An 18,379-nucleotide genomic window follows, 5' to 3' on the forward strand; every position below is an offset into this window, starting at 1 on the left:
GCCTATCACATCCCCCTCCCCACCACCTCACAGCACCACCTCCAACCAGCCGCGATAGACACGCTCGGTTCCAATTAGTCTTACTACGTAGTAGTAAGTCCCCCCCAGCCCATCCCCGCCCCACTCGTTGTGGTAAGTGGCGCTTGCATATACTTGCCGTCCCCACCGGTTGTAGACCTCCACGACACAGGAGCCCGGCGCCAGCCCCTGCAGCACCCAGTGGTCGTTGCGCGCGTCCCCGTTCGGCGTAATTATGTTGGGAATCAAGATACAGGGTTGAAAACGAACCGTTCGGCTCGCTACCTGCTGGTCACAGGCGCCGATGAGCCGCAGCGAGTACTGCCCCGACGCGCGCACGAGGAGCGTCTTCCCAGTCGACCCATCCGACCACCGGCACGTAAGTCCTGTCCCCATAACCGGGGCCTGTAGCAGCAGCTCCTCGCCTTCGCAGAGCGTAGTATCCCGCCCCAAGCTGAACACAGGCAAGCTCAGAACACCGCGCACCACGAAGCGCGCGGTGCTCGTACAGGTGGGGCCGTACGCAACCTCAACTGTATAAGACCCTGCTTGAGTAATGGCAAGCGTGGGCGTCACCGCCCCCGTACTCCAGTGGTAGGCCGTGGCGCCAGGAGCTACCGCCGTCAGCAACGTCCCAACCTGACCCGCGCAAAGCAGTGAATCCCCGCTAATACGCGCAGTTGGTAACGTCACGCTCTGACTAGCGCTCAAACTACAGCCACCAGCAAAGGTGGCAACGACACTGTAAACACCAACTTGGGTAACGGCAAGCGTAGGCGTCGTTGCCCCCGTACTCCACCGGTAAGCCGTGGCGCCCGGGGCTACCGCCGTCAGCAGCGTGCCACTCGCCGCGCAAACGGTAGAACTGCCGCTTATGTGCAGTGCCGCGGCCCGAACAACGAGTTGCGCCGTCGCGCTGCAGCCAGTGCTATACTGCGCCGTAAACGTGTACGTTCCCGGCTGGTCCACAACGACTTCCCGAGTCGTGGCACCCGTACTCCAGCGGTAAGACAAAGCCTGCGGCGCAACGGCTTGCAGGCGCAGGGAACTAATACCGGCGCATAACAAGGTATCCCCCTGAATACTTGCCGAGGGAGCCGCCACCCGCACCTGCTGCTGGCCGGTACTAATCCCCCCCGTACAGAGGGTGACGGTGACGGAGTAGACCCCGGGCTGCGTCACCGGGATGGTGGGGGTCGTGGCCCCCGTGCTCCAGAGGTAAGCCGTGGCCCGCGCGGGGGGCACGGCGGTGAGCTGCCCCTGGCTCCCGGGGCACAGCAGGGTATCGCCCGTGAGATAGGTGAGAGGTGGGCGTACCGGACCCGTATCGGGACTTAGCTTGATAACCCAGTAATCAATGCCGCCGCGTAAGGGGTCAACACGCTCGCAAGTAGCCTCTGAATCGGTAGGGCCGCCCACCAGGTAGCCCCCGTCGCTCGTTTGCTGCGCCGCCGTGACGTATTCGAACCCCGTGCCGCCATACGTGCGCTCCCACTGCTTCGCGCCTTGGGCCGTCAGCTTAAGCGCCCAAAAGTCCGGATGGGCTTGGGCAAATAGCGCAGAAGTGCTGCCCCCAAGCAAGTAGCCCCCATCTGCGGTTTGCTGCCCTTTGGTAAAGCTATCGGCCGTAGGGCTGCCCCACGTCTGGTCCCACTCTTTCCCCCCCCGCGCATCTACTTTCACCACCCAACCATCCGTATTGCCAATCGCTGGCTGACTCTTAGTACCCGAAATACCGGAGCGGGAATCACCAGCTAGTATATACCCCCCATCCGTCGTGGACCAGACGCTGGCTAGTTCTTCGTTGGCTGTTCCGCCATACGTGTGGTCCCACTCCTTATTACCCCGCGCATCAATCTTAACGACCCACCAGTCGCCCTCCCCTAGGTTGTTAGAACTCTTATCCCCTGACTGACCGGAAACAGACGTCCCCCCCAGCAAATAGCCCCCGTCCGCTGTTTGAACTACATCAGCGAGCAGATCGGCTGCCGAGCCGCCAAACGTGCGGTCCCACTCTTTAACCCCTTGCGCATCAAGCTTCACCACCCAGTAGTCGTCGTTGCCGCGACCCGGCTGACTCTGATCGCTCGGCGGCCCCGTGGTGGGTAACGCCTGGCAGAACATGCTAGAGGTGTAGCCTCCTAAAATGTAGCCGCCATCTTTGGTTTGCCGCAGACTCTTGAGCCACGCGCTGCACGTAGTACCAAAGCTCCGGTCCCACTGTTTCACCCCTCGCGCATCCACTTTAACTATCCAGTAGTCCAAGGCATATACGCCGTTGGCGCTGGACACGAGCGGTTGCGTTTTATCGTACGAGGCAGGTGAGGCGGAAGAGCCGCCCAGAATATAGCCCCCGTCGGCGGTTTGCTGCATGCAGGATAAGGCTTCCCCCTGACTGCCGCCGTACGTGCGGTCCCACTGCTTAACGCCTTGGGCGTTGAGCTTGACTAGCCAGTAATCCGTGCTCGTGTTATTACGAGGGACCTCGCTTTTATCCCCTGATATTCCAGAACCCGACGTGCCCGCCAGGATATAGCCCCCATCGGCTGTCTGCTGCATACTGTAGGGGTAATCATCCCCCTTTCCGCCAAGTAGCCTGTCCCACTGCTTAAAGGGGAGTTGCTGCGCTTGCACGCGGCCAATAAGGAAGATAAGTAAGCTTAGCAGTAATAGTAGTCTACTTTGGGTAAAGACACGCATAGTAAAACCTAGTAGATATAGATAAGTAAGCGAGATAAGGATAATGTCAAACGGACAAAGCTACAGCAGTAAATATCTTTCCACTAGGCTCTTACCTTAGTTATTTATATAGTACTACCTTCTCTACTATTACTCCTATCAAACACTCTCGCAGACTATGCTTTTTGACATTCGCCTGGCAAACGTCTTGGCCAGCTTATGCTCGACAAAGCGGATAGGCAGTCTCAGCAGACTGGTAATGCGTGGTTCACTTTTCGCCCCCCTCCATGCAGCCCCTGCACCTGTTACTCAGCTGCGTGCACATAGACGTAGCCAACAAGCAGCTCCTATTTCTCGAATCTTAATCATCTCGCCCCGCCCGCGACCGATGCCATCGCAACATTCTTATCCGCCCAGCTCTTGGCTACTAGTGTACGCAACACGCCACCACATTCCCTTACAACTGCGGCGCGCGGCCATCTACTTCAAAGCAAGTGCTCCGGCACGGTCATTTCTCAGCTTACACATAAGCTAGCCACCAATAGGTATGGCCCTGCTTAAAGCGCTGGTACCAACGGCAAGGCCAGTACGAGCTCAGCACCACCACGCCCCACACCAGATAGGCCCGTCCCAGGCTCGGCGCGTAGCCAGGGGGCCACGCGTCAGGGGACGTGAAGGCTAGGTTCACCGCCCGGCCAAAGGCGAGAGTCGTCCACACCCAGGCCGCGCCACTGAGAAGGGAGAAGTGCAGCAGATAGTAGAAAAGCGGTACCTGTCCCAGGGTACGCAGAGCCTGGCTCAGCCAGCCGCGCGCCGTTTCTACCTGGCTAAGTAGCAGCAACGCCACACCCAGGGTGAGGCACACAAACAATAGCGAGGGCGGGGATTTTGTCACGTTGGCAAAGGAGAGGGCCGTGTGCAGTAGGCCCTGCGGCTGCCAGGGCGCCGGGTCACCGTACCAGTTGGTGGCGCGCAGCGCCCCGAAACACACTAGCAGCCCAGCCCCGGCCCAGCGCAGCCGCCTAGCTCGTTGCGGCAGCGGCAGCTGAAACCAGGGCCCTAGCAGATAGCCCGCCAGCAGCACCCCCAGCCACGGCCCCAGCGAATACGCGACCAGGACCGGTTGCCCCAGCACAGGCAGCACAAACGGTCCGTTGTGCAGCAGCGCCCACCCGGCGTTCGCCGGCGTTACGGGCTGAAAATTTGGCACCAGATTATGGCCTACTAGGATAACGAACGTGAGCCCCACCAGCAGCCAGCGGGGCAGCCAGAGCAGGCCCGCTAGCAGCACCATACCGGCCCCAATAACCCAGATGACCAGCAGCAAGATTAGGTCATGACTCCAACTCAAGATGAAGGTAAGAAGCCCTGCCTCCAGTAAAACCAGCCACAAGCCGCGGGTGAGCAGAAAACGGCTGACGGCCGCCCGGTTCTGCCACTTCTGCGCGTATAAGTAAACACTGCTGCCGGACAAGAACACAAACGTGGGTGCGCAGAAGTGCGTTACCCAGCGCGTGAGAAATAGCAGGGTCGGGGCGTGGGCCACGTCTTCGGGCCGCACGAGCATGGGGCTCCAAAAGTCGCGGCTATGGTCCAAGGCCATAAGTACCATGACCAGGCCCCGCACAAGGTCAATAGCTGGCACGCGGGAAGTTGCTGCGCGCGGAAGAGGGGCCGGCGTAGCTACAGGTAGGACTGTAGACATTAGCAGAGAGAATTAGATACTAGACTAAGGTAGAACTAACTACCTTCATATCACCCAAGCGCAATTCCAATCTTTACGCAACGCTAGACATGTATAGATACCTGAGCTCGGCTACACGGAGGGCAACCTAGCCCGCTGCTGCTACTGGTGTAATAACGCAAAACCCGATGAATTCACCGCGGCCGAATTTCAGCTCAGGGCCGATGCCCTCGCCCTTGTCTGGCGCCAACACTTACCAGGGCTAGAAGCTTCACTTTAAAATAGGTAAATCAGCTATCGGAATCGCATTCCGTATCTATCTCTCAACAACTTGTAAAAAAGCATTTTACCATACGGGATAGGTTACGGAATCCCTTCCCTACTATTGCATCCTATTCCTCTTACATGCTATACCGCAACCCAGCCGCCATCGCCCCCTTAAAGCCCAGCGACTTGCCCGCCGAGTTACGGGAAGTAGCTACACACCTTATAGAAGCAGCCGCGCGCTTGGCCGGGTCCCTGCACCCGGTGACGGCCCAAGCGATTGCCCAATTTCTACGCCCCGCCAATAGCTACTACTCCAACCTAATAGAAGGGCACGATACGCATCCGCTCAGCATTGCCGAGGCCCTGCGCGAGGAGTACGCGCCCGACAGCCATAACCGCTCGCTGCAACTAGAAGCCTTAGCGCACATCGCCGTGCACGAGCAGCTACCCGCCTTGCTAGCGGAGGCGGACGCCAATCCCTACACGCAAGTCTTTTGGCGGAACCTACACCTGAATTTCTACACCCACCTCTCGGAGGAGTTTCGCCAGGTAAAAAGCCACGAGGGCGACCTCTTAGAAGTTATACCCGGCGAGTTGCGCACAAGTGAAGTGCGAGTGGGCCGGCACGTGGCCCCCGCAGCGGCGGCCATCCCCGCCTTCATTGACAGTATTGAATGGGGGTATCGGCCCAAGGCCGAGCCGAACCGGCTGGCGCGCATTGTCAACATTGCCGCGGCCCACCACCGGCTGGCCTGGCTGCACCCGTTCCTTGATGGGAACGGGCGGGTCATGCGCCTCTTCAGCGACGCAGCGTTTCTAGCCGAAGGCCTAGCTGCTGGGGGACTCTGGTCCATGTCGCGGGGGCTAGCCCGGAGCGAGCAGGCGTACAAGCAAGCGCTGGCGGCGGCCGACGCGCAACGCCTAAACGACTATGACGGGCGAGGCAATTTGTCGGAGAAGCGCCTAGTTGCCTTTTGCCAGTTTTTCCTGCAGCTCGCCTTGGACCAGCTACACTACATGACGCAGGTGCTGGCCATTGACGGCATGCTGGAGCGCCTCCATCGCCTAGTGGATTTGCTGGTAGTGAAACGCAAGTGGCGGCCGGAGGCTTACTACGTGCTGGAGGCTGTTTTTCTAAAAGGCAGCATCGCCCGGGGCGAAGTGATGCGGCTCACGGGCTTATCCGACAAAACGGCAAAGGACTTAGCGACGACGCTATTAGCAGCCGGCCTGCTGGCTACGGAACCCAACAATCGGTTTGCTCCTTACCGGGCAGCCTACCCCCTAGCGTTTGCGCCAGTACTTTTTCCGGGCTTATACCCAGCTGGAAAAGAAGCGGATATCCTGCACGCACAGGTTGGAAGGTAGGTGCAAGCACGTCCTGTGTTCAGTCAAGAAGGGCACCTGTGCCATGGCTGAACACAGAACGCCTTGCTGAGTCAAGAGATACCACACCCACGCCCCCCTTTTTTCAAAACCGCCGCACGTAGCGCGCCACCGCTACAGCATCAATGAAACGTACGGTACGATTAGCCAGCTCGGCCGCAAAATCAACCTCTCCTAATCCCGCAAAGCGCAGGGCCGCGTCCTCGCGCACCGCCCGCTGCAGCGCCGGGGCCTTTAGGTACGTCCCGTAGGCTGCCGCCAGCCAGGGCTCCGCGGCAGCCAAACGCCCCGCATCCGGCACCTTGTCGCGCTTTACCTGCTGGTTGAAGGTGCGGTCCACGGGCAGCAGGTTCCAGAGCTCATTGACCGGATAGACCGCCAGGGGCAGCAGGTGGTCTAGATCATAGTCCTGGGGCTTAGTCAGCCGCTTAAGCGTCCAGGGGCATGTAAATACCACTTTCTCATGCAGTAGAATATCCACCTGGTTTCGCTCCCAGCTCAGGGGCCGCCGATTATCAGGTCGGGCGGTCAACAGGGAGTAGACGAGACCTCGCCCTACTTCCCTCTCCTGCCTCACCTGCTCGGTGAATAAAGCCCACTCGTGCAAGCACAACGCTTCCACGTAAAGCGAGAGCCGCTGGAAAGCCTCCCACAGCGAAGCGGGAATTATTACGCAGCTATCCGTGGGCTGCGTACCGGGTAGGGGGACGGTGCCGAATAGCTGATTATATCCTTTCGGCTTCGCAAATACCGCCCATTCCCCCGGCCCCGCGTACTTGATAGGCATTTGCAACGCCTTGACCATAGCCGAAACCGTCTGCTGGTAGGCCTGCTGCAAGGCCATTGGGTACGTGGCCCGGCGCCGGGGCGTGCGCATTTCGGTAAGGAGGAAAAACCCATCAGCCGGTTGGGGCGAGAGTTGCACTACTTCCTCCCACACCAGGCGCAACTGGGTTAAGGCTGGGCGAAAGCCCACGTCACTGCGCACGCCACCTTCTTCTCCCCTAACCGCTCGGCCTCCTTGGTAGATGGGGGCCCGCGCGTCGGCAAAGGGCCAGTAGTAGGCCACCCACAGCTCGGCCAGGCGAGTTAAGGGTACGGCAACGTCTTGCCCGCTGATATCCGGATAGAGAAGCACCACGTCGTTGATGGCCCGCAGCAGGGCAATTTTGTAGCTGGTTGTTTTCGTATCGTGCTTGAGAATAGTCGCTAGGCACTGCTCACCGGAGAGAGGGGACATAGGGCAACGGCTGCGGGGAAACCGGTATGAGGAAGCTGTAAAGAAACACCTGGTCGTGGGCTACGGCCCCACTATATTCGGCCCTTGTCCAACATCCTATATTATATGTATATGCGCCACCTCCTTCTCTGCCTTGCCTGCTGGCTCCCCCTGTGGCACCCAGCCCAAGCTCAAACCTCAGACAGTACCCTCACCCAGCGCAGTAGTCCTTACCGCTATGTGAATGCCACCTCGCTAAAGCTTCGCTCCCGGCCCGATGCAGAGGCAGCGGCGAGCGCAACCATTGTGGGTGCCAGCCGCGTGCAGCTACTAGGAGAGGATGAAGGCAGCTGGAGCCACGTGCAAGTGGCAGCAGTCAGCGGCTACGTTAAAAGTGAATATCTGGTCGAAGAACAAGACCAGGTAAGTGCCGATATCGATTGGACTGCCGTGGAAGCTACCGGAGGCACTGCTTACAGCAGTTTGGCACCTACCTCTTCTTAACTCGTACGCAGAACAGCCACAGCCGCTCCGAAGCCTGCAGCCGGCCCCAAGGTGTACGTCTGCGGCAATGGGCGTACGGAGGTCTACCACAGCAGCACGGACTGCGCGGCCATGCGCCGGTGTACTTACCAGACCCTAGTCATGAGCCAGCGGGAAGCGCAGACTAGCGGCCTGCGTAGCTGCATGACGTGCTATTAAGGTCACTAAAGCGGACTTGCCACGAGCCTAACTGGTTCCTATTACACCTCAAAAAGGCCGCATAAAAATAGGACAAAACCATACTCGCTAATTAGCAAATTTAGCGTATTTAAAAGCGTATTTTTGCGCGGCGTTTTGGGCTACGACTTTGCAATTTCCGCCTAGAAATATCGCTAAATTAGCGTGTTTTTGCGCAACTTGTTCACGCAATGCAAAAATTGCGTGAACACACTACCAATAGCCCGTTTTTTAGGACTATTATCAGAAACCTGAATAGCTAGGCCTTATTCCCAATGCGCCTTACCGGAAGCAGCAAGTGGTAACTGCCAAGAGCAGCGGTCCTTACTAAGCGTTCCCCGTGCCGACTAGGCGTAGAAAGTAGCGGCCGCGCACGCCTCGCCTACCGCGGCAGAAATCTTTCTCTTAGCTAGCCTAAAACCACTGCCTCACCTACTTTATTCTAGCTAGCAAATTTCCTCAGGCAAGTAGCGACAGCTTTTTTCGCCCCGCCATGCCCACCCCGAAAGCACCTGACTACGCCTCGGGGGCTGCCTAAGCCTTTATCTATTTCCCTCGACTAGCGCGTTTACCGCTTGTAACCCATGCCTGCAATTCTGCGCGGGTGAAGTAGAGCTTGTTGCCGCGCTTCGCATGAGGAATCTGCCGAGCAGATACCAGGGCATAGAGGCGAGCCTTGCTCAAGCGGGTTATTTCCTGCGCCAGTTCAATCCCGCCCATTTCAGGCGCATTAGAACTAGTACTGCCACGTAGATGCTCTACTATTTCTACTAACAACGCCTCAAGGTTATCTAATCGGCGGTCAATGGCTTCAAAGGGATTATGCATAGTTCCTTTTTTGACTGTGTAGTATGACTCAGCCTGAATTTCGTTTGAGCCAGCGAAAGAGGCCAGGCGATAAAAAGATATTACCCAACATTTTTACTCAAGTCAGAAGCAACTGTCCGATATACTGTCCGACCTAAAAGCAAAAACCCTGTTTCCAAGCTGGAAACAGGGTTTTTAGTGGGCCCACTTGGAATCGAACCAAGGACCTGCTGATTATGAGTCAGCTGCTCTAACCGATTGAGCTATAGGCCCGGTGCCGGCCCCGAGGGGTTGCGGCTGAGCCAAAGTTACGGCAAGTTTGGCTTTCTCCGCGCAACGGGCACGCTTGCTACCCGAACTTTGCGGGTCTGCAACCAGCTCACAACGTTTTATGCTTCCCAACCTGCTTTTTGATTTTGGCGGCGTCATCATCGACATTGATTATGACCGCACGCCCGCCGCTTTTCGCCGCCTCAGCCGGGCAGGCAGCACCGTCGAATACTCGCAGGCTACTCAGGCCGAGCTGTTTGACCTGCTGGAAACCGGCAAAATCTCGGCGGCCGAGTTCCGCGATGGGTTGCGCCAGGCCTACAACCTCGACGCCACCGACGAGGAGATTGACCAGGCCTGGCACGCGCTGCTGCTCGATGTGCCCGCCGAGCGCCTGGCCCTCATCGGCGAGCTGCGGCGGCAGGGGCACCAAACGGCCCTGCTCTCCAATACCAATGCGCTGCACATTGCGGAGATAAACCGGCGCCTGGCCCGGCAGTACGGCTTCCAAAACGGGATTGCCGACTGCCTCGACCGGGTGTTCTATTCGCAGGAGGTCGGCTTTCGCAAGCCGGGCGAGGAGATATTCCACCACGCGCTACGCGAAATGAACTGGCAGGCCGCCGATACGTTATTCATCGAGGACAGCCCCCAGCACATTGTTACGGCCCGCCGCCTGGGGCTGCGGGTGCTGCACCTGGCGCCGCCCCTTACCCTCACTACTGCCTTGCCCGAAGCCCTGCGTGTCTTTCCCCAAGAATTTACCGGATTTACCACCCCTGCCACCGCCTGACGAGGAGCCCCTGGGGGGTTTCCCGGCCGATGCCGGGGCGCCGCCCACCCTGGCCTGGGGGCAGCGCCTGTTTCGGCGCTACGAGCGGCCGCCGTCGCGCCTGCGCACCGCCGCCATCCACCTAGGGCTGTTTATAGTCACGCTCGCCACCACCATTCTGGCGGGCGTCAGCCTCACGCGGGGCGGCCTCGATTTTATCGACTTTTCAGTGTTTAGCTTGCCTGCCGCGGTGCGGGCCGAGGAGCTGGGGCGTGGACTGACCTACGCGGTAGCTTTTCTGGGCGTGCTGACGGTGCACGAGTTTGGGCACTACTTCGCGGCGCGCTACCACCGGGTGCGCACCTCGCTGCCCTACTACCTGCCATTTCCGCTGGGCCTGGGTACGTTTGGGGCGGTTATTCGCATCAGGGAGGCTATTTATTCGCGGCGCGAGTTTTTTGATATTGGGCTGGCCGGGCCGCTGGCGGGGCTGGTGGTGGCGGTGGGCGTGCTGGCCTACGGCTTCACGCACCTGCCCGACCCGCTGGCCTATGTGCAGCACGTGCACCCCGAGTTTATCCGACTCGGGGCCGATTATGCCCAAGCCTATCAGGGCGAAACCGGCCTTACCCTGAGCCGCCCGCTGCTCTACCAGCTGCTGGAGCGCCTGCTGGCCGACCCCGCCCGCCTCCCCCACCCCAACGAGCTACTGCACTACCCGGTGCTGGTGGCCGGCGAGCTGAGCCTGTTTTTTACGGCCCTCAACCTCATTCCCATCGGGCAGCTCGACGGCGGACACATCCTGTACGGGCTGCTGGGGCCGCGCCGGGCAGGGCGGCTGTCGGGGCTGTTGTTTGTGAGTTTTATCTTCTACGCGGGCCTAGGGCTGTTTTCGCTGCGTAGCGACTGGCACACCTGGCTCTACGGGGGGGTGCCCTACGCGCTTTACCTCTGGCTGGTATTTCGCAAAGCGCTGCCCCGGCCCCGGCAGGTGCTGGCCCTCGGCGCCCTTGTCTGGGCTGGGCAGCTGGCGGTGGCCACGCTGTGGCCCGCGGTGCAGGGGCAGCCGGGCTGGCTGCTGTTTGGGCTGCTGCTGGGGCGCGTGTCGGGCATTTACCACCCTAGAGCCCCCGACGAGCGCCCCCTGACGCTGGGGCGGCAGGTGCTGGGCTGGGCGATGGTGCTGCTGTTTGGGCTGTGCTTCTCGCCGTCGCCATTTGCGGGCCTGCGCTAGGGCCGACAGGCAGTTGTGCCGTATTTTTATCTTTCCATGCAGTTTCAGCAAAGTCAATTCACCCGCTCTACCCAGTTTGCGCTGCGCGAGCACGGCCTCTACGTAAGCCAGCGCGACGGCCGGGGGCAGGTCGATATTGCCGCCGAAATCCCCTACGAGGAGCTGCTGCCCATTCGGGTGGAGTACCGCAGCACCACCCCCGGCAAAAGCCTGCGCTGGCTGGCGGTGGCCGCGCTATGGCTAATCGGCAATGCGGCCCGCATCCAGTATGATGGCCACCGGCCCTTGCCCGAAAACTTTTGGGAGTACGTGCTGGGCGGCGCGGCGGTGCTGGGCGTGCTCTTACTCTACGCGCTGCACAACTGGTGGCACCAGGCCATCTTGCACACCGGCCGCCTCCAACTGGTGCTGGCCGACCACCCGCGCGACCGCCGGCAGTTCCGCGATTTTACCCAGAAGCTCGACGCCCACACCAAGGCCTACCTGCGCCGGGAATACGGCGCCATCAACCCCCTAGGGTACATCGAGCCGCAGTTGCGCCGCGTGGCCTGGCTGCTCGACCTGGGCGTGCTGAGCCCCGCCGAAGCCCGCACCCTGAACACCCGCCTCACGGGGCGCCTCTCTGAGCGCACCATCCGCAGCATGGGCCAGCGCCTAGAAGCCCTGTACATCAATTAATCGCAGATTTAACGGATTTCGCGGATACGCCTGCTGGCGCAGGCTGGCTAGTTGGGTGGGGTTAGCTCGGCTATAACCTGGGGGCTGCTTGGGCTCGTACTAGCAGGGTACTTTTCCCTCTTTTTTATGAGTATTTCCCTGAATCACGCGGCTGTTGCGTTTGCTAAGAGCTTGATTAAAGACGGTAAAATCAAGAACGACGAGGGGCACTGGGGGCAGCACAACCCTGGCGCGAAGGAAGAAAACGCTTTTCTTCAGCAGCATGAGATAGAAGAGTATGCCCAGTGGCACCTAGGCGAGGATAAGAGCCAGGGCGAAGACACCAAGGGTCGCTATAAATTCCCCTACGGGGATTTCAAGACCGTGCACCGCGATGGCCTCATTGCCGCCAAGGAGCGCGCCGCCCAGCAAGGCTACCACGACATTGAACAAGCGGCCAACGAGCTGCTGCAAGCGCTCGAAAAGGCTGTCTAAACCGCGGATTCGTCGGATTTTTCGGATTAGTCGGATTTTGTAGACGCACAAAAAAGGAGAGGCCACCCATTTGGGTGGCCTCTCCTTTTTTGGGTTAATTAGCTCCAGCGGATTTAACAGCTAAAGTCTGGTAAGACTAGGGTTGACAAACTGCTTTCGCAACGCGAAAGGCAGTCGTCTACAAAATCCGACTAATCCGAAAAATCCGACGAATCCGTGGTTCAGACAGTGCTACTGGAACGGCTTGGGCTCGGGGCCCGAGGCGTTGCCGGCTACGTCGGGGCCTACGCCACCCTCCGAGCCATCGCCGCCCTCGCGGGGGGTTACGGTCTGTGGTACGTAGTTGGCGTCGGCGGCTCGGGCTTCGTCGTAACGCTCGGCCAGGCCCGGAATCTCCTCGCGCAGCGAGTCGATGAACTGGTCGAAGCGCTGCACCAAGCCGCGCAGGTTTTTGGTAAGCTCGCGGGCAGTGCCGCTGAGTTTGCCACCCTGGCTCTGGGTGCTGCTGGGCACTTCCGACAGCGGCGTGTAAAGGTTGATGGCGGCCGTGAGCGCGTCGATGTGCTCGTCGGTTACGCCGCCATTGGCGAGCAGCGGGCGCACGTTGTCGGCGGCAGCGGCTATCTCATTGAGGGCGGCCAGCAGGTCGGGGCCGTGCAGCGGGTCGAGCTGGTCGGGGGTATAGCTGGCGGCTTTGGCAATGGCTTGGTTGGGCACGGAGCTGTGCAGCGTGCGCAGGCCCCGCACGAGGCGGCCAGCGGCTTCTTCGGCCGAGTGCTCGGCCCAGTCACGGGCGTCGGCATACTCGGCGCTGCCCTGGCCACCCTGAAGGGCAGCTACTTCGTCAATTGCCTGGATGTAAGCATTCAGCTGCTCAAAATCGGCTACCGCGGCCGGGTTGCGGTCTTCCCACTGGGGGCGCTGGTCGGTGAGCACCCGGTACAGTTGGCGGGCCATTTTGGCGTATTCTACTTCGCGGTTGGTCATGATGGGAAAGGCAAAAAACAGGATAAGAACTCCTCGCTATACTGCCAAACCCGCCGCGCCGTTGCGCCAGCGGCAAAATGGCGAGGTGTGAAGTGGTGAGTAGTCCCCTTCACGGAAACAAACTCACCACCTCACACCTCGCCATTACACCACCTAGCCCAGCGCCGTTACGCCGGGCAGCTCCTTGCCTTCCATAAACTCAAGCAGGGCGCCGCCGCCGGTCGAGATGTAGCTCACCTTGTCGCCGTAGCCGAGCTGCTGCACCGCCGCCGCCGAGTCGCCGCCGCCGATGAGCGAGTAGGCACCGGCCGCCGTGGCATCGGCAATGGCGCGGGCCACGTACTCGGTGCCCACCGCGAAGTTGCTCATCTCAAATACGCCCATCGGGCCGTTCCACAAGATGGTTTTCGACTCCAGGATGACGTCGGAGAAATCCTCGCGCGCATCGGGCCCTAGGTCGAGGCCCATCCAGGTATCGGGGATGGAGTGATTGGCAGCGATGTCGGTGTCGGCATCGTTAGCAAACTTGTTGGCGATGACGCTGTCGCTGGGCAGCATCAAGTTCACGCCCTTCTCCTTGGCCTTCGCTATCAGCTGCTTAGCCAGCTCTACCTTCTCGGCTTCCAGCAGCGAGCTGCCCACCGTACCGCCCTGCGCCACGGCAAAGGTGTAGGCCATGCCGCCCCCAATGAGCAGGTTGTCTACCTTATCGAGCAGCTTCTCGATAATCAGAATCTTATCCGAAATCTTGGCCCCACCCATGATGGCGGTGAAGGGGCGCTCAGGGTTTTCAAGCACTTTTTGGGCGTTGTCGAGCTCACCTTGCAGCAAGTAGCCCCCCACGCGGTCCTGGGGCGCGAAGAAGTGCGCCATCACGGCCGTGGAGGCGTGGGCGCGGTGCGCGGTGCCGAAAGCGTCGTTCACGTACACGTCGCCGAGCTGGGCCAGGTGCTTGGCAAAGTTCTCGTCGCCACCTTCCTCTTCCTTGTGAAAGCGCACATTATCAAGCAGTAGCACCTGGCCGGGCTGCAAAGCCTGGGCCTTACCTAGGGCCTCTTCGGAGAGCACGTCGCCGCCCCAAAGCACCTCCTGGCCGTACTCCTGCTGAAGGCGCAGCACGAGGCTTTCGAGCGAGTATTTCTTTTCGTAGCCGCCCTTGGGCCGTCCTAGGTGCGAGAGCAGCACCACCGAACCGCCGTCGGCCAAGATTTTCTTAATCGTGGGCGTAGCCGCCCGAATGCGGGTATCGTCAGTGATGTGCAGGTCTTTATCGAGCGGCACGTTAAAATCGACGCGCACCACGGCGCGGCGCCCGGCGAAGTTGTAATTGGCGAGGGTGTTCATGGCAAAGAGAGAAGTGGTGAGATAGTGAGTTGTCGTTGCAAAGGTGCAGACTTTCGCAAACTCTCCGCTATTTACCGCAGAAGTAACCGCTGGGTTAGCGCTCGAACGCAGTTTCCCGGTTGCAGCCCCGCGAGCAAGCCCGTAGCGCCGTAGCGCGAACTTTACAGTTCGCGTCGTGAGAGGTCAACCTAACTACGTTTGTCATGCTTCGCTGCGCCCAGCATGACAAACGTGCTTTTAGCGCCTTTTTAAATACTCATCATCTCCGTGAGCCTGAAACTGGAAATTTGCGTGGCCTCGCTGCCGTCGGCGCTGGCGGCGCAGGCGGGCGGCGCCCACCGCATCGAGCTGTGTCAAAACCTAGAGCAGGGCGGCATCACGCCGTCCTACGGCCTCATCAGGCAGGTGTTGGCCGAGGTGCGCCTGCCGGTGTTCGTCCTGATTCGGCCCCGGCCGGGCGGCTTCGTGTACAGCCCCGCCGAGCTCGCCATCATGCGGGCCGACATTGCGCTCTGCCGCGACCTAGGGTGCGCCGGGGTGGTGCTGGGCGCCCTCGACGACGCCGGCCACGTAGCCCAGGCCGATTGCCAGGCCCTGCTGGAGCAAGCCGGCCCGCTGGGCGTCACGTTTCACCGCGCCTTTGATGCCTGCGCCAACCAGGCCCAAGCCCTGGAGGCTATTATCGACCTAGGTTGCCAGCGGGTGCTCACTTCGGGCGGCCAGCCCGCGGCCGCCGATGCCCAGGCGCAGCTGGCCGCGCTGATAGCGCAGGCGGCCGGGCGCATCGAGATTATGCCCGGCGCGGGCATAGTAGCCGCTAACCTAGCGGCGCTGGTGGCTAGCACCGGGGCGCAGGAGTTTCATGCCAGCGCCAAGCGCCTAGTACCGCCCGACCCGGCGGCGGGCTTGTTTGCGGCGCCCGAGTGGCAAACCGACGCCGCGCTGGTAGCCGAGCTAGTGGCGCTGCTAGCGTAGCGCGAAGCCCCGCTTTGCGCCTAGCCCGGCTGGCCAACCAAGCAAAACGCGGAGCGGAGCTTCGCGCTACGGTCTCCTTACCTTTGCAGCACTTATGAAAGTTGGTATTTTCTTTGGTGGCACCTCGCGCGAGCGCGAAATTTCCTTCGCCGGCGGGCGCACCGTTTTCGATAACCTGGACAAGGGCTTGTTTCAGCCGGTGCCCATTTTTGTGGATAGCCAGGGGCATTTCATCCTGCTCGACTGGCAGTACCTGTACAAGGGCACCATCCGCGACTTTTACCCGCCCGCGGCCGTGCTGCCCGCTAGCCGCCATCCCTGGCAGCTCTACCTCGAAAACCTGGGCGAGCTCAGCGATGAGGCCCTGCGCGAGCTCATCGGCCACGTGGGCCGCCGCGTGGAAGCCAGCGAACTACCTAGGCTTATGGATTTTGCCTTTCTGGCCCTGCACGGGCCGGGCGGCGAGGACGGCGCCATTCAGGGCCTGCTCGAGTGGCTGGGTATTCCGTACTCGGGCTCGGGCATCCTGCCTTCGGCGTTCGGTATTGATAAGATTGCCCAGAAAAAACTGCTGCAAGCCACGGGCCTGCCTACCCCTGATTTTTACGTGCTCACGGCCACTGATTGGGCCACGGCCGACCCGGCCGCGCTGCTCTCCATGCTGGGCCGCGAGCTAGGCTTGCCGCTGGTGCTGAAGGCGCCGCACCAGGGCAGCAGCATCGGTATCAGCATCGTGCGCGAGGAAGACCCGGCGCTGTTTGCCGCCGCCGTGGACCGGGCGCTATTTCGCCGCACGCTCACGAGCGCCGAGTGGGAAGCGCTCGACGAAAACGGCCGCCTCGCCTGGGTGCGCCAGCTCACCGACATCCGCGAGGGCATTGGCCTGCCCGTGACGGCCGAGGCCCGCCACCCCGACCTAGCCGCCGCGCCCCGCGACGAAGCCCCCGTTTTTGCGCACCCCGAGGCGCTGCTCGACTTTTTGCTGACGACCTTCCCGAGCGCGGCGGAAGTAGTGCTCAGCAGCCTCACCGGCGAAACGCAGGTTCTCATTGAGCAATTCGTAGCCGGCCGCGAATTCTCTTGCATCGTGGTGGAAGACGAGAACGGCGCGCCCCTGGCCCTGCCCCCCACCGAGATTGTGAAGGGCACCGAAGTCTTCGACTACCGCGCCAAATACCTGCCCGGCCTGGCCCGCAAAATCACGCCCATCGACCTGCCCGAGGCTGATATTGAGCGCATTCGGCAAGAAGCGCAGAAGATGTTCGGCACCTTCGGCTTTGAGGTGTACGCCCGCTTGGACGGCTTCATTCAGGAAGACGGCACCATCTTCCTCAACGACCCGAACACGACGAGCGGCATGCTGCCGGCCTCGTTCTTCTTCCACCAGGCGGCCGAGATTGGGCTGAATCCCAGCCAGTTCCTAACCTACATCATTCGCACCTCGCTGGCGGCGCGGCAGCGCGCCGGGCTGCGGCCCGTGCAGCTAGGCCACCGCCTGCGGCAGCTCGACGCGGCTATTCAGTCGCGCCAGCAAGTGCAGGACGAGCGCATCCGGGTGGCCGTTATTATGGGCGGCTATTCGTCCGAACGGCACATTTCGGTGGAAAGCGGGCGTAACATCTACGAGAAGCTGTCGTCGTCGGTGAAGTACCGGCCGGTGCCCATCTTCCTGGCAGGCAGCAGCGAAGAATTCCGCCTCTACGAGCTACCCATCAACGTGATGCTCAAGGATAATGCGGACGATATTCGTGAGAAAATAGAGCAGGCCGAGGCGGGCCACGCTGCGCACCCGGTGCTGGCGCGCATCCGGCGCGAGGCGGCGGGCATCACCGGCACCTACGCCGGGCAGCCGGTGGCCGCGGCCCGGCGCATCTCGTTTGAGGAGCTGGCTGAGAAGGTCGATGAGGTATTCATTGCCCTGCACGGCCGGCCCGGCGAGGATGGCGCCTTGCAGCAGGAGCTGGAGAAATTTGGCCTGCCCTACAACGGCTCGGGCGCGGCCAGCAGCGCCGTGACCATCAATAAGTTCGAGACCAACCACCGCCTGCGCGAGGCGGGCCTGCGCGTGGCCGACCACCGCCTCGCCTACCGCCTCGAATGGGCCGCCGACCCGGAGGCGTTTTACCGCAGCCTCGAAGCTGAATTCCCCTACCCCTTCATCACGAAGCCAGCCGATGATGGCTGCTCGTCGGCGGTGAAAAAGATTAAGACCCGCGCCGAGTTGGCCGCTTTCAGCGAGCAGATTTTCCGCACGCAGGAACCGCTGCTCGCCGGTCCGGCCGAGGTGCTGCACCTAGGCTTCAAGGAGGAATTTCCGCAGAAGGACGCCTTCCTCATCGAGACGCTCATCGGGCCCGATGGCGCGGCGCACTTCCTCGAAATCACGGGCGGGCTGCTGACGTCGTACGATGAAAGCGGCCAGCTGCACATCGAGGTATTTGAGGCCAGCGAGGCCCTGGCCACTGGCGAGGTGCTGAGCCTGGAAGAAAAATTCCTGGCTGGCGAAGGCCAGAACATCACGCCCGCCCGCTACGCCCCCGACCCCGCCGAGCGCCAGCGCATCTCCGACGAGGTGAAGCGCACCCTAGGGCAAGTGGCCGAGATTCTACACATTGAGGGCTACGCCCGCATCGACGCCTTTGTGCGGGTGCGGCCGGCAGGCGCGGTTGAGGTGCTCATTATTGAGGTCAACTCGCTGCCGGGCATGACGCCCGCCACCTGCATTTTCCACCAAACGGCGCTGGCCGGCTACACGCCCTACCAATTCATCGACCGCATTCTGGATTTTGGCAAGGCGCGGCAGGCGAAAGCTACTTTCTCGGATAAATAGATACGTTTGTCATGCAGAGCGCAGCGAAGCATCTC

General features: G+C 60.9%; 14 protein-coding genes and 1 tRNA gene. 8 read left to right on the forward strand and 7 right to left on the reverse strand.

The window, feature by feature from the left end:
* Positions 1-27: 27 nt before the first annotated feature.
* Both ACFSDX_RS17985 and ACFSDX_RS17990 read right to left on the reverse strand, forming a co-directional pair.
* A complete protein-coding gene (locus ACFSDX_RS17985) occupies positions 28-2,577 on the reverse strand; it encodes a gliding motility-associated C-terminal domain-containing protein (protein WP_382316053.1) in 2,550 nt (849 codons plus the stop codon).
* Between the two features lie 640 nt (positions 2,578-3,217).
* The gene (locus ACFSDX_RS17990; RefSeq protein ID WP_382316055.1) at positions 3,218-4,402 is read right to left on the reverse strand and encodes an acetyltransferase domain-containing protein; all 1,185 of its coding nucleotides are present in this window, start codon (positions 4,400-4,402) and stop codon (positions 3,218-3,220) included.
* A gap of 384 nt (positions 4,403-4,786) precedes the next feature.
* On the opposite strand from ACFSDX_RS17990, the gene ACFSDX_RS17995 reads away from it, so the two are divergent.
* Complete coding sequence (locus tag ACFSDX_RS17995; RefSeq protein WP_382316057.1) at positions 4,787-6,016, forward strand: Fic family protein; 1,230 nt, start codon at positions 4,787-4,789, stop codon at positions 6,014-6,016.
* A 103-nt stretch (positions 6,017-6,119) separates the two neighbouring features.
* Here ACFSDX_RS17995 and ACFSDX_RS18000 read toward each other — a convergent pair whose 3' ends face one another.
* Positions 6,120-7,274 carry an HNH endonuclease domain-containing protein gene (locus ACFSDX_RS18000; protein WP_382316059.1) on the reverse strand — a complete coding sequence of 385 codons (1,155 nt, stop codon included), beginning with the start codon at positions 7,272-7,274 and terminating at the stop codon, positions 6,120-6,122.
* A gap of 111 nt (positions 7,275-7,385) precedes the next feature.
* Here ACFSDX_RS18000 and ACFSDX_RS18005 point away from each other — a divergent pair, with 111 nt between their 5' ends.
* Positions 7,386-7,757 (forward strand): SH3 domain-containing protein, encoded by a 372-nt coding sequence (locus tag ACFSDX_RS18005; RefSeq protein ID WP_382316061.1) that lies wholly within the window; start codon positions 7,386-7,388, stop codon positions 7,755-7,757.
* A gap of 762 nt (positions 7,758-8,519) precedes the next feature.
* Here the strand turns inward: ACFSDX_RS18005 and ACFSDX_RS18010 are convergent.
* Together ACFSDX_RS18010 and ACFSDX_RS18015 are read right to left on the reverse strand one after the other, a co-directional pair.
* Positions 8,520-8,801: a helix-turn-helix domain-containing protein gene (locus ACFSDX_RS18010; RefSeq protein WP_382316062.1), complete on the reverse strand. Its 282-nt coding sequence runs from the start codon at positions 8,799-8,801 to the stop codon at positions 8,520-8,522.
* Between the two features lie 178 nt (positions 8,802-8,979).
* Positions 8,980-9,053: transfer RNA gene (locus ACFSDX_RS18015), tRNA-Ile, on the reverse strand.
* Positions 9,054-9,171: 118 nt separating this feature from the next.
* On the opposite strand from ACFSDX_RS18015, the gene ACFSDX_RS18020 reads away from it, so the two are divergent.
* From ACFSDX_RS18020 to ACFSDX_RS18035, 4 genes are all read left to right on the forward strand, one after another.
* A complete protein-coding gene (locus tag ACFSDX_RS18020) occupies positions 9,172-9,843 on the forward strand; it encodes an HAD family hydrolase (RefSeq protein ID WP_382316064.1) in 672 nt (223 codons plus the stop codon).
* A complete protein-coding gene (locus ACFSDX_RS18025) occupies positions 9,794-11,056 on the forward strand; it encodes a site-2 protease family protein (RefSeq protein WP_382316066.1) in 1,263 nt (420 codons plus the stop codon). Before ACFSDX_RS18020 ends, ACFSDX_RS18025 begins: the two co-directional genes overlap by 50 nt.
* Positions 11,057-11,092: 36 nt before the next feature.
* Complete coding sequence (locus ACFSDX_RS18030) at positions 11,093-11,734, forward strand: hypothetical protein (protein ID WP_382316068.1); 642 nt, start codon at positions 11,093-11,095, stop codon at positions 11,732-11,734.
* A gap of 126 nt (positions 11,735-11,860) precedes the next feature.
* Positions 11,861-12,208 (forward strand): hypothetical protein, encoded by a 348-nt coding sequence (locus ACFSDX_RS18035; protein WP_382316070.1) that lies wholly within the window; start codon positions 11,861-11,863, stop codon positions 12,206-12,208.
* 231 nt (positions 12,209-12,439) lie between these two features.
* Here the strand turns inward: ACFSDX_RS18035 and ACFSDX_RS18040 are convergent, their stop codons facing one another.
* Both ACFSDX_RS18040 and ACFSDX_RS18045 read right to left on the reverse strand, forming a co-directional pair.
* Complete coding sequence (locus tag ACFSDX_RS18040) at positions 12,440-13,195, reverse strand: hypothetical protein (protein WP_382316072.1); 756 nt, start codon at positions 13,193-13,195, stop codon at positions 12,440-12,442.
* A 153-nt stretch (positions 13,196-13,348) separates the two neighbouring features.
* Positions 13,349-14,539: a phosphoglycerate kinase gene (locus ACFSDX_RS18045; protein ID WP_382316074.1), complete on the reverse strand. Its 1,191-nt coding sequence runs from the start codon at positions 14,537-14,539 to the stop codon at positions 13,349-13,351.
* A gap of 267 nt (positions 14,540-14,806) precedes the next feature.
* Here ACFSDX_RS18045 and ACFSDX_RS18050 point away from each other — a divergent pair, with 267 nt between their 5' ends.
* Together ACFSDX_RS18050 and ACFSDX_RS18055 are read left to right on the forward strand one after the other, a co-directional pair.
* Positions 14,807-15,514, forward strand: a complete 708-nt coding sequence (locus tag ACFSDX_RS18050; protein WP_382316076.1) for a copper homeostasis protein CutC — start codon at positions 14,807-14,809, stop codon at positions 15,512-15,514.
* Between the two features lie 94 nt (positions 15,515-15,608).
* Positions 15,609-18,344, forward strand: a complete 2,736-nt coding sequence (locus tag ACFSDX_RS18055; RefSeq protein ID WP_382316078.1) for a D-alanine--D-alanine ligase family protein — start codon at positions 15,609-15,611, stop codon at positions 18,342-18,344.
* Positions 18,345-18,379 lie beyond the last annotated feature (35 nt).

It is taken from the genome of Hymenobacter bucti, assembly GCF_042681145.1.
Lineage (GTDB): Bacteria > Bacteroidota > Bacteroidia > Cytophagales > Hymenobacteraceae > Hymenobacter > Hymenobacter bucti.

Excerpts from the sequence above, each read along its gene's own strand:
- ACFSDX_RS18030 (WP_382316068.1), top strand. The coding sequence starts at position 11,093 with ATGCAGTTTCAGCAAAGTCAATTCACCCGCTCTACCCAGTTTGCGCTG.
- ACFSDX_RS17990 (WP_382316055.1), bottom strand. The coding sequence starts at position 4,402 with ATGTCTACAGTCCTACCTGTAGCTACGCCGGCCCCTCTTCCGCGCGCA.
- ACFSDX_RS18040 (WP_382316072.1), bottom strand. The coding sequence starts at position 13,195 with ATGACCAACCGCGAAGTAGAATACGCCAAAATGGCCCGCCAACTGTAC.
- ACFSDX_RS18055 (WP_382316078.1), top strand. The coding sequence starts at position 15,609 with ATGAAAGTTGGTATTTTCTTTGGTGGCACCTCGCGCGAGCGCGAAATT.
- ACFSDX_RS18020 (WP_382316064.1), top strand. The coding sequence starts at position 9,172 with ATGCTTCCCAACCTGCTTTTTGATTTTGGCGGCGTCATCATCGACATT.
- ACFSDX_RS18045 (WP_382316074.1), bottom strand. The coding sequence starts at position 14,539 with ATGAACACCCTCGCCAATTACAACTTCGCCGGGCGCCGCGCCGTGGTG.
- ACFSDX_RS18010 (WP_382316062.1), bottom strand. The coding sequence starts at position 8,801 with ATGCATAATCCCTTTGAAGCCATTGACCGCCGATTAGATAACCTTGAG.
- ACFSDX_RS17995 (WP_382316057.1), top strand. The coding sequence starts at position 4,787 with ATGCTATACCGCAACCCAGCCGCCATCGCCCCCTTAAAGCCCAGCGAC.
- ACFSDX_RS18035 (WP_382316070.1), top strand. The coding sequence starts at position 11,861 with ATGAGTATTTCCCTGAATCACGCGGCTGTTGCGTTTGCTAAGAGCTTG.
- ACFSDX_RS18005 (WP_382316061.1), top strand. The coding sequence starts at position 7,386 with ATGCGCCACCTCCTTCTCTGCCTTGCCTGCTGGCTCCCCCTGTGGCAC.
- ACFSDX_RS18000 (WP_382316059.1), bottom strand. The coding sequence starts at position 7,274 with ATGTCCCCTCTCTCCGGTGAGCAGTGCCTAGCGACTATTCTCAAGCAC.
- ACFSDX_RS17985 (WP_382316053.1), bottom strand. The coding sequence starts at position 2,577 with ATGCAGCAGACAGCCGATGGGGGCTATATCCTGGCGGGCACGTCGGGT.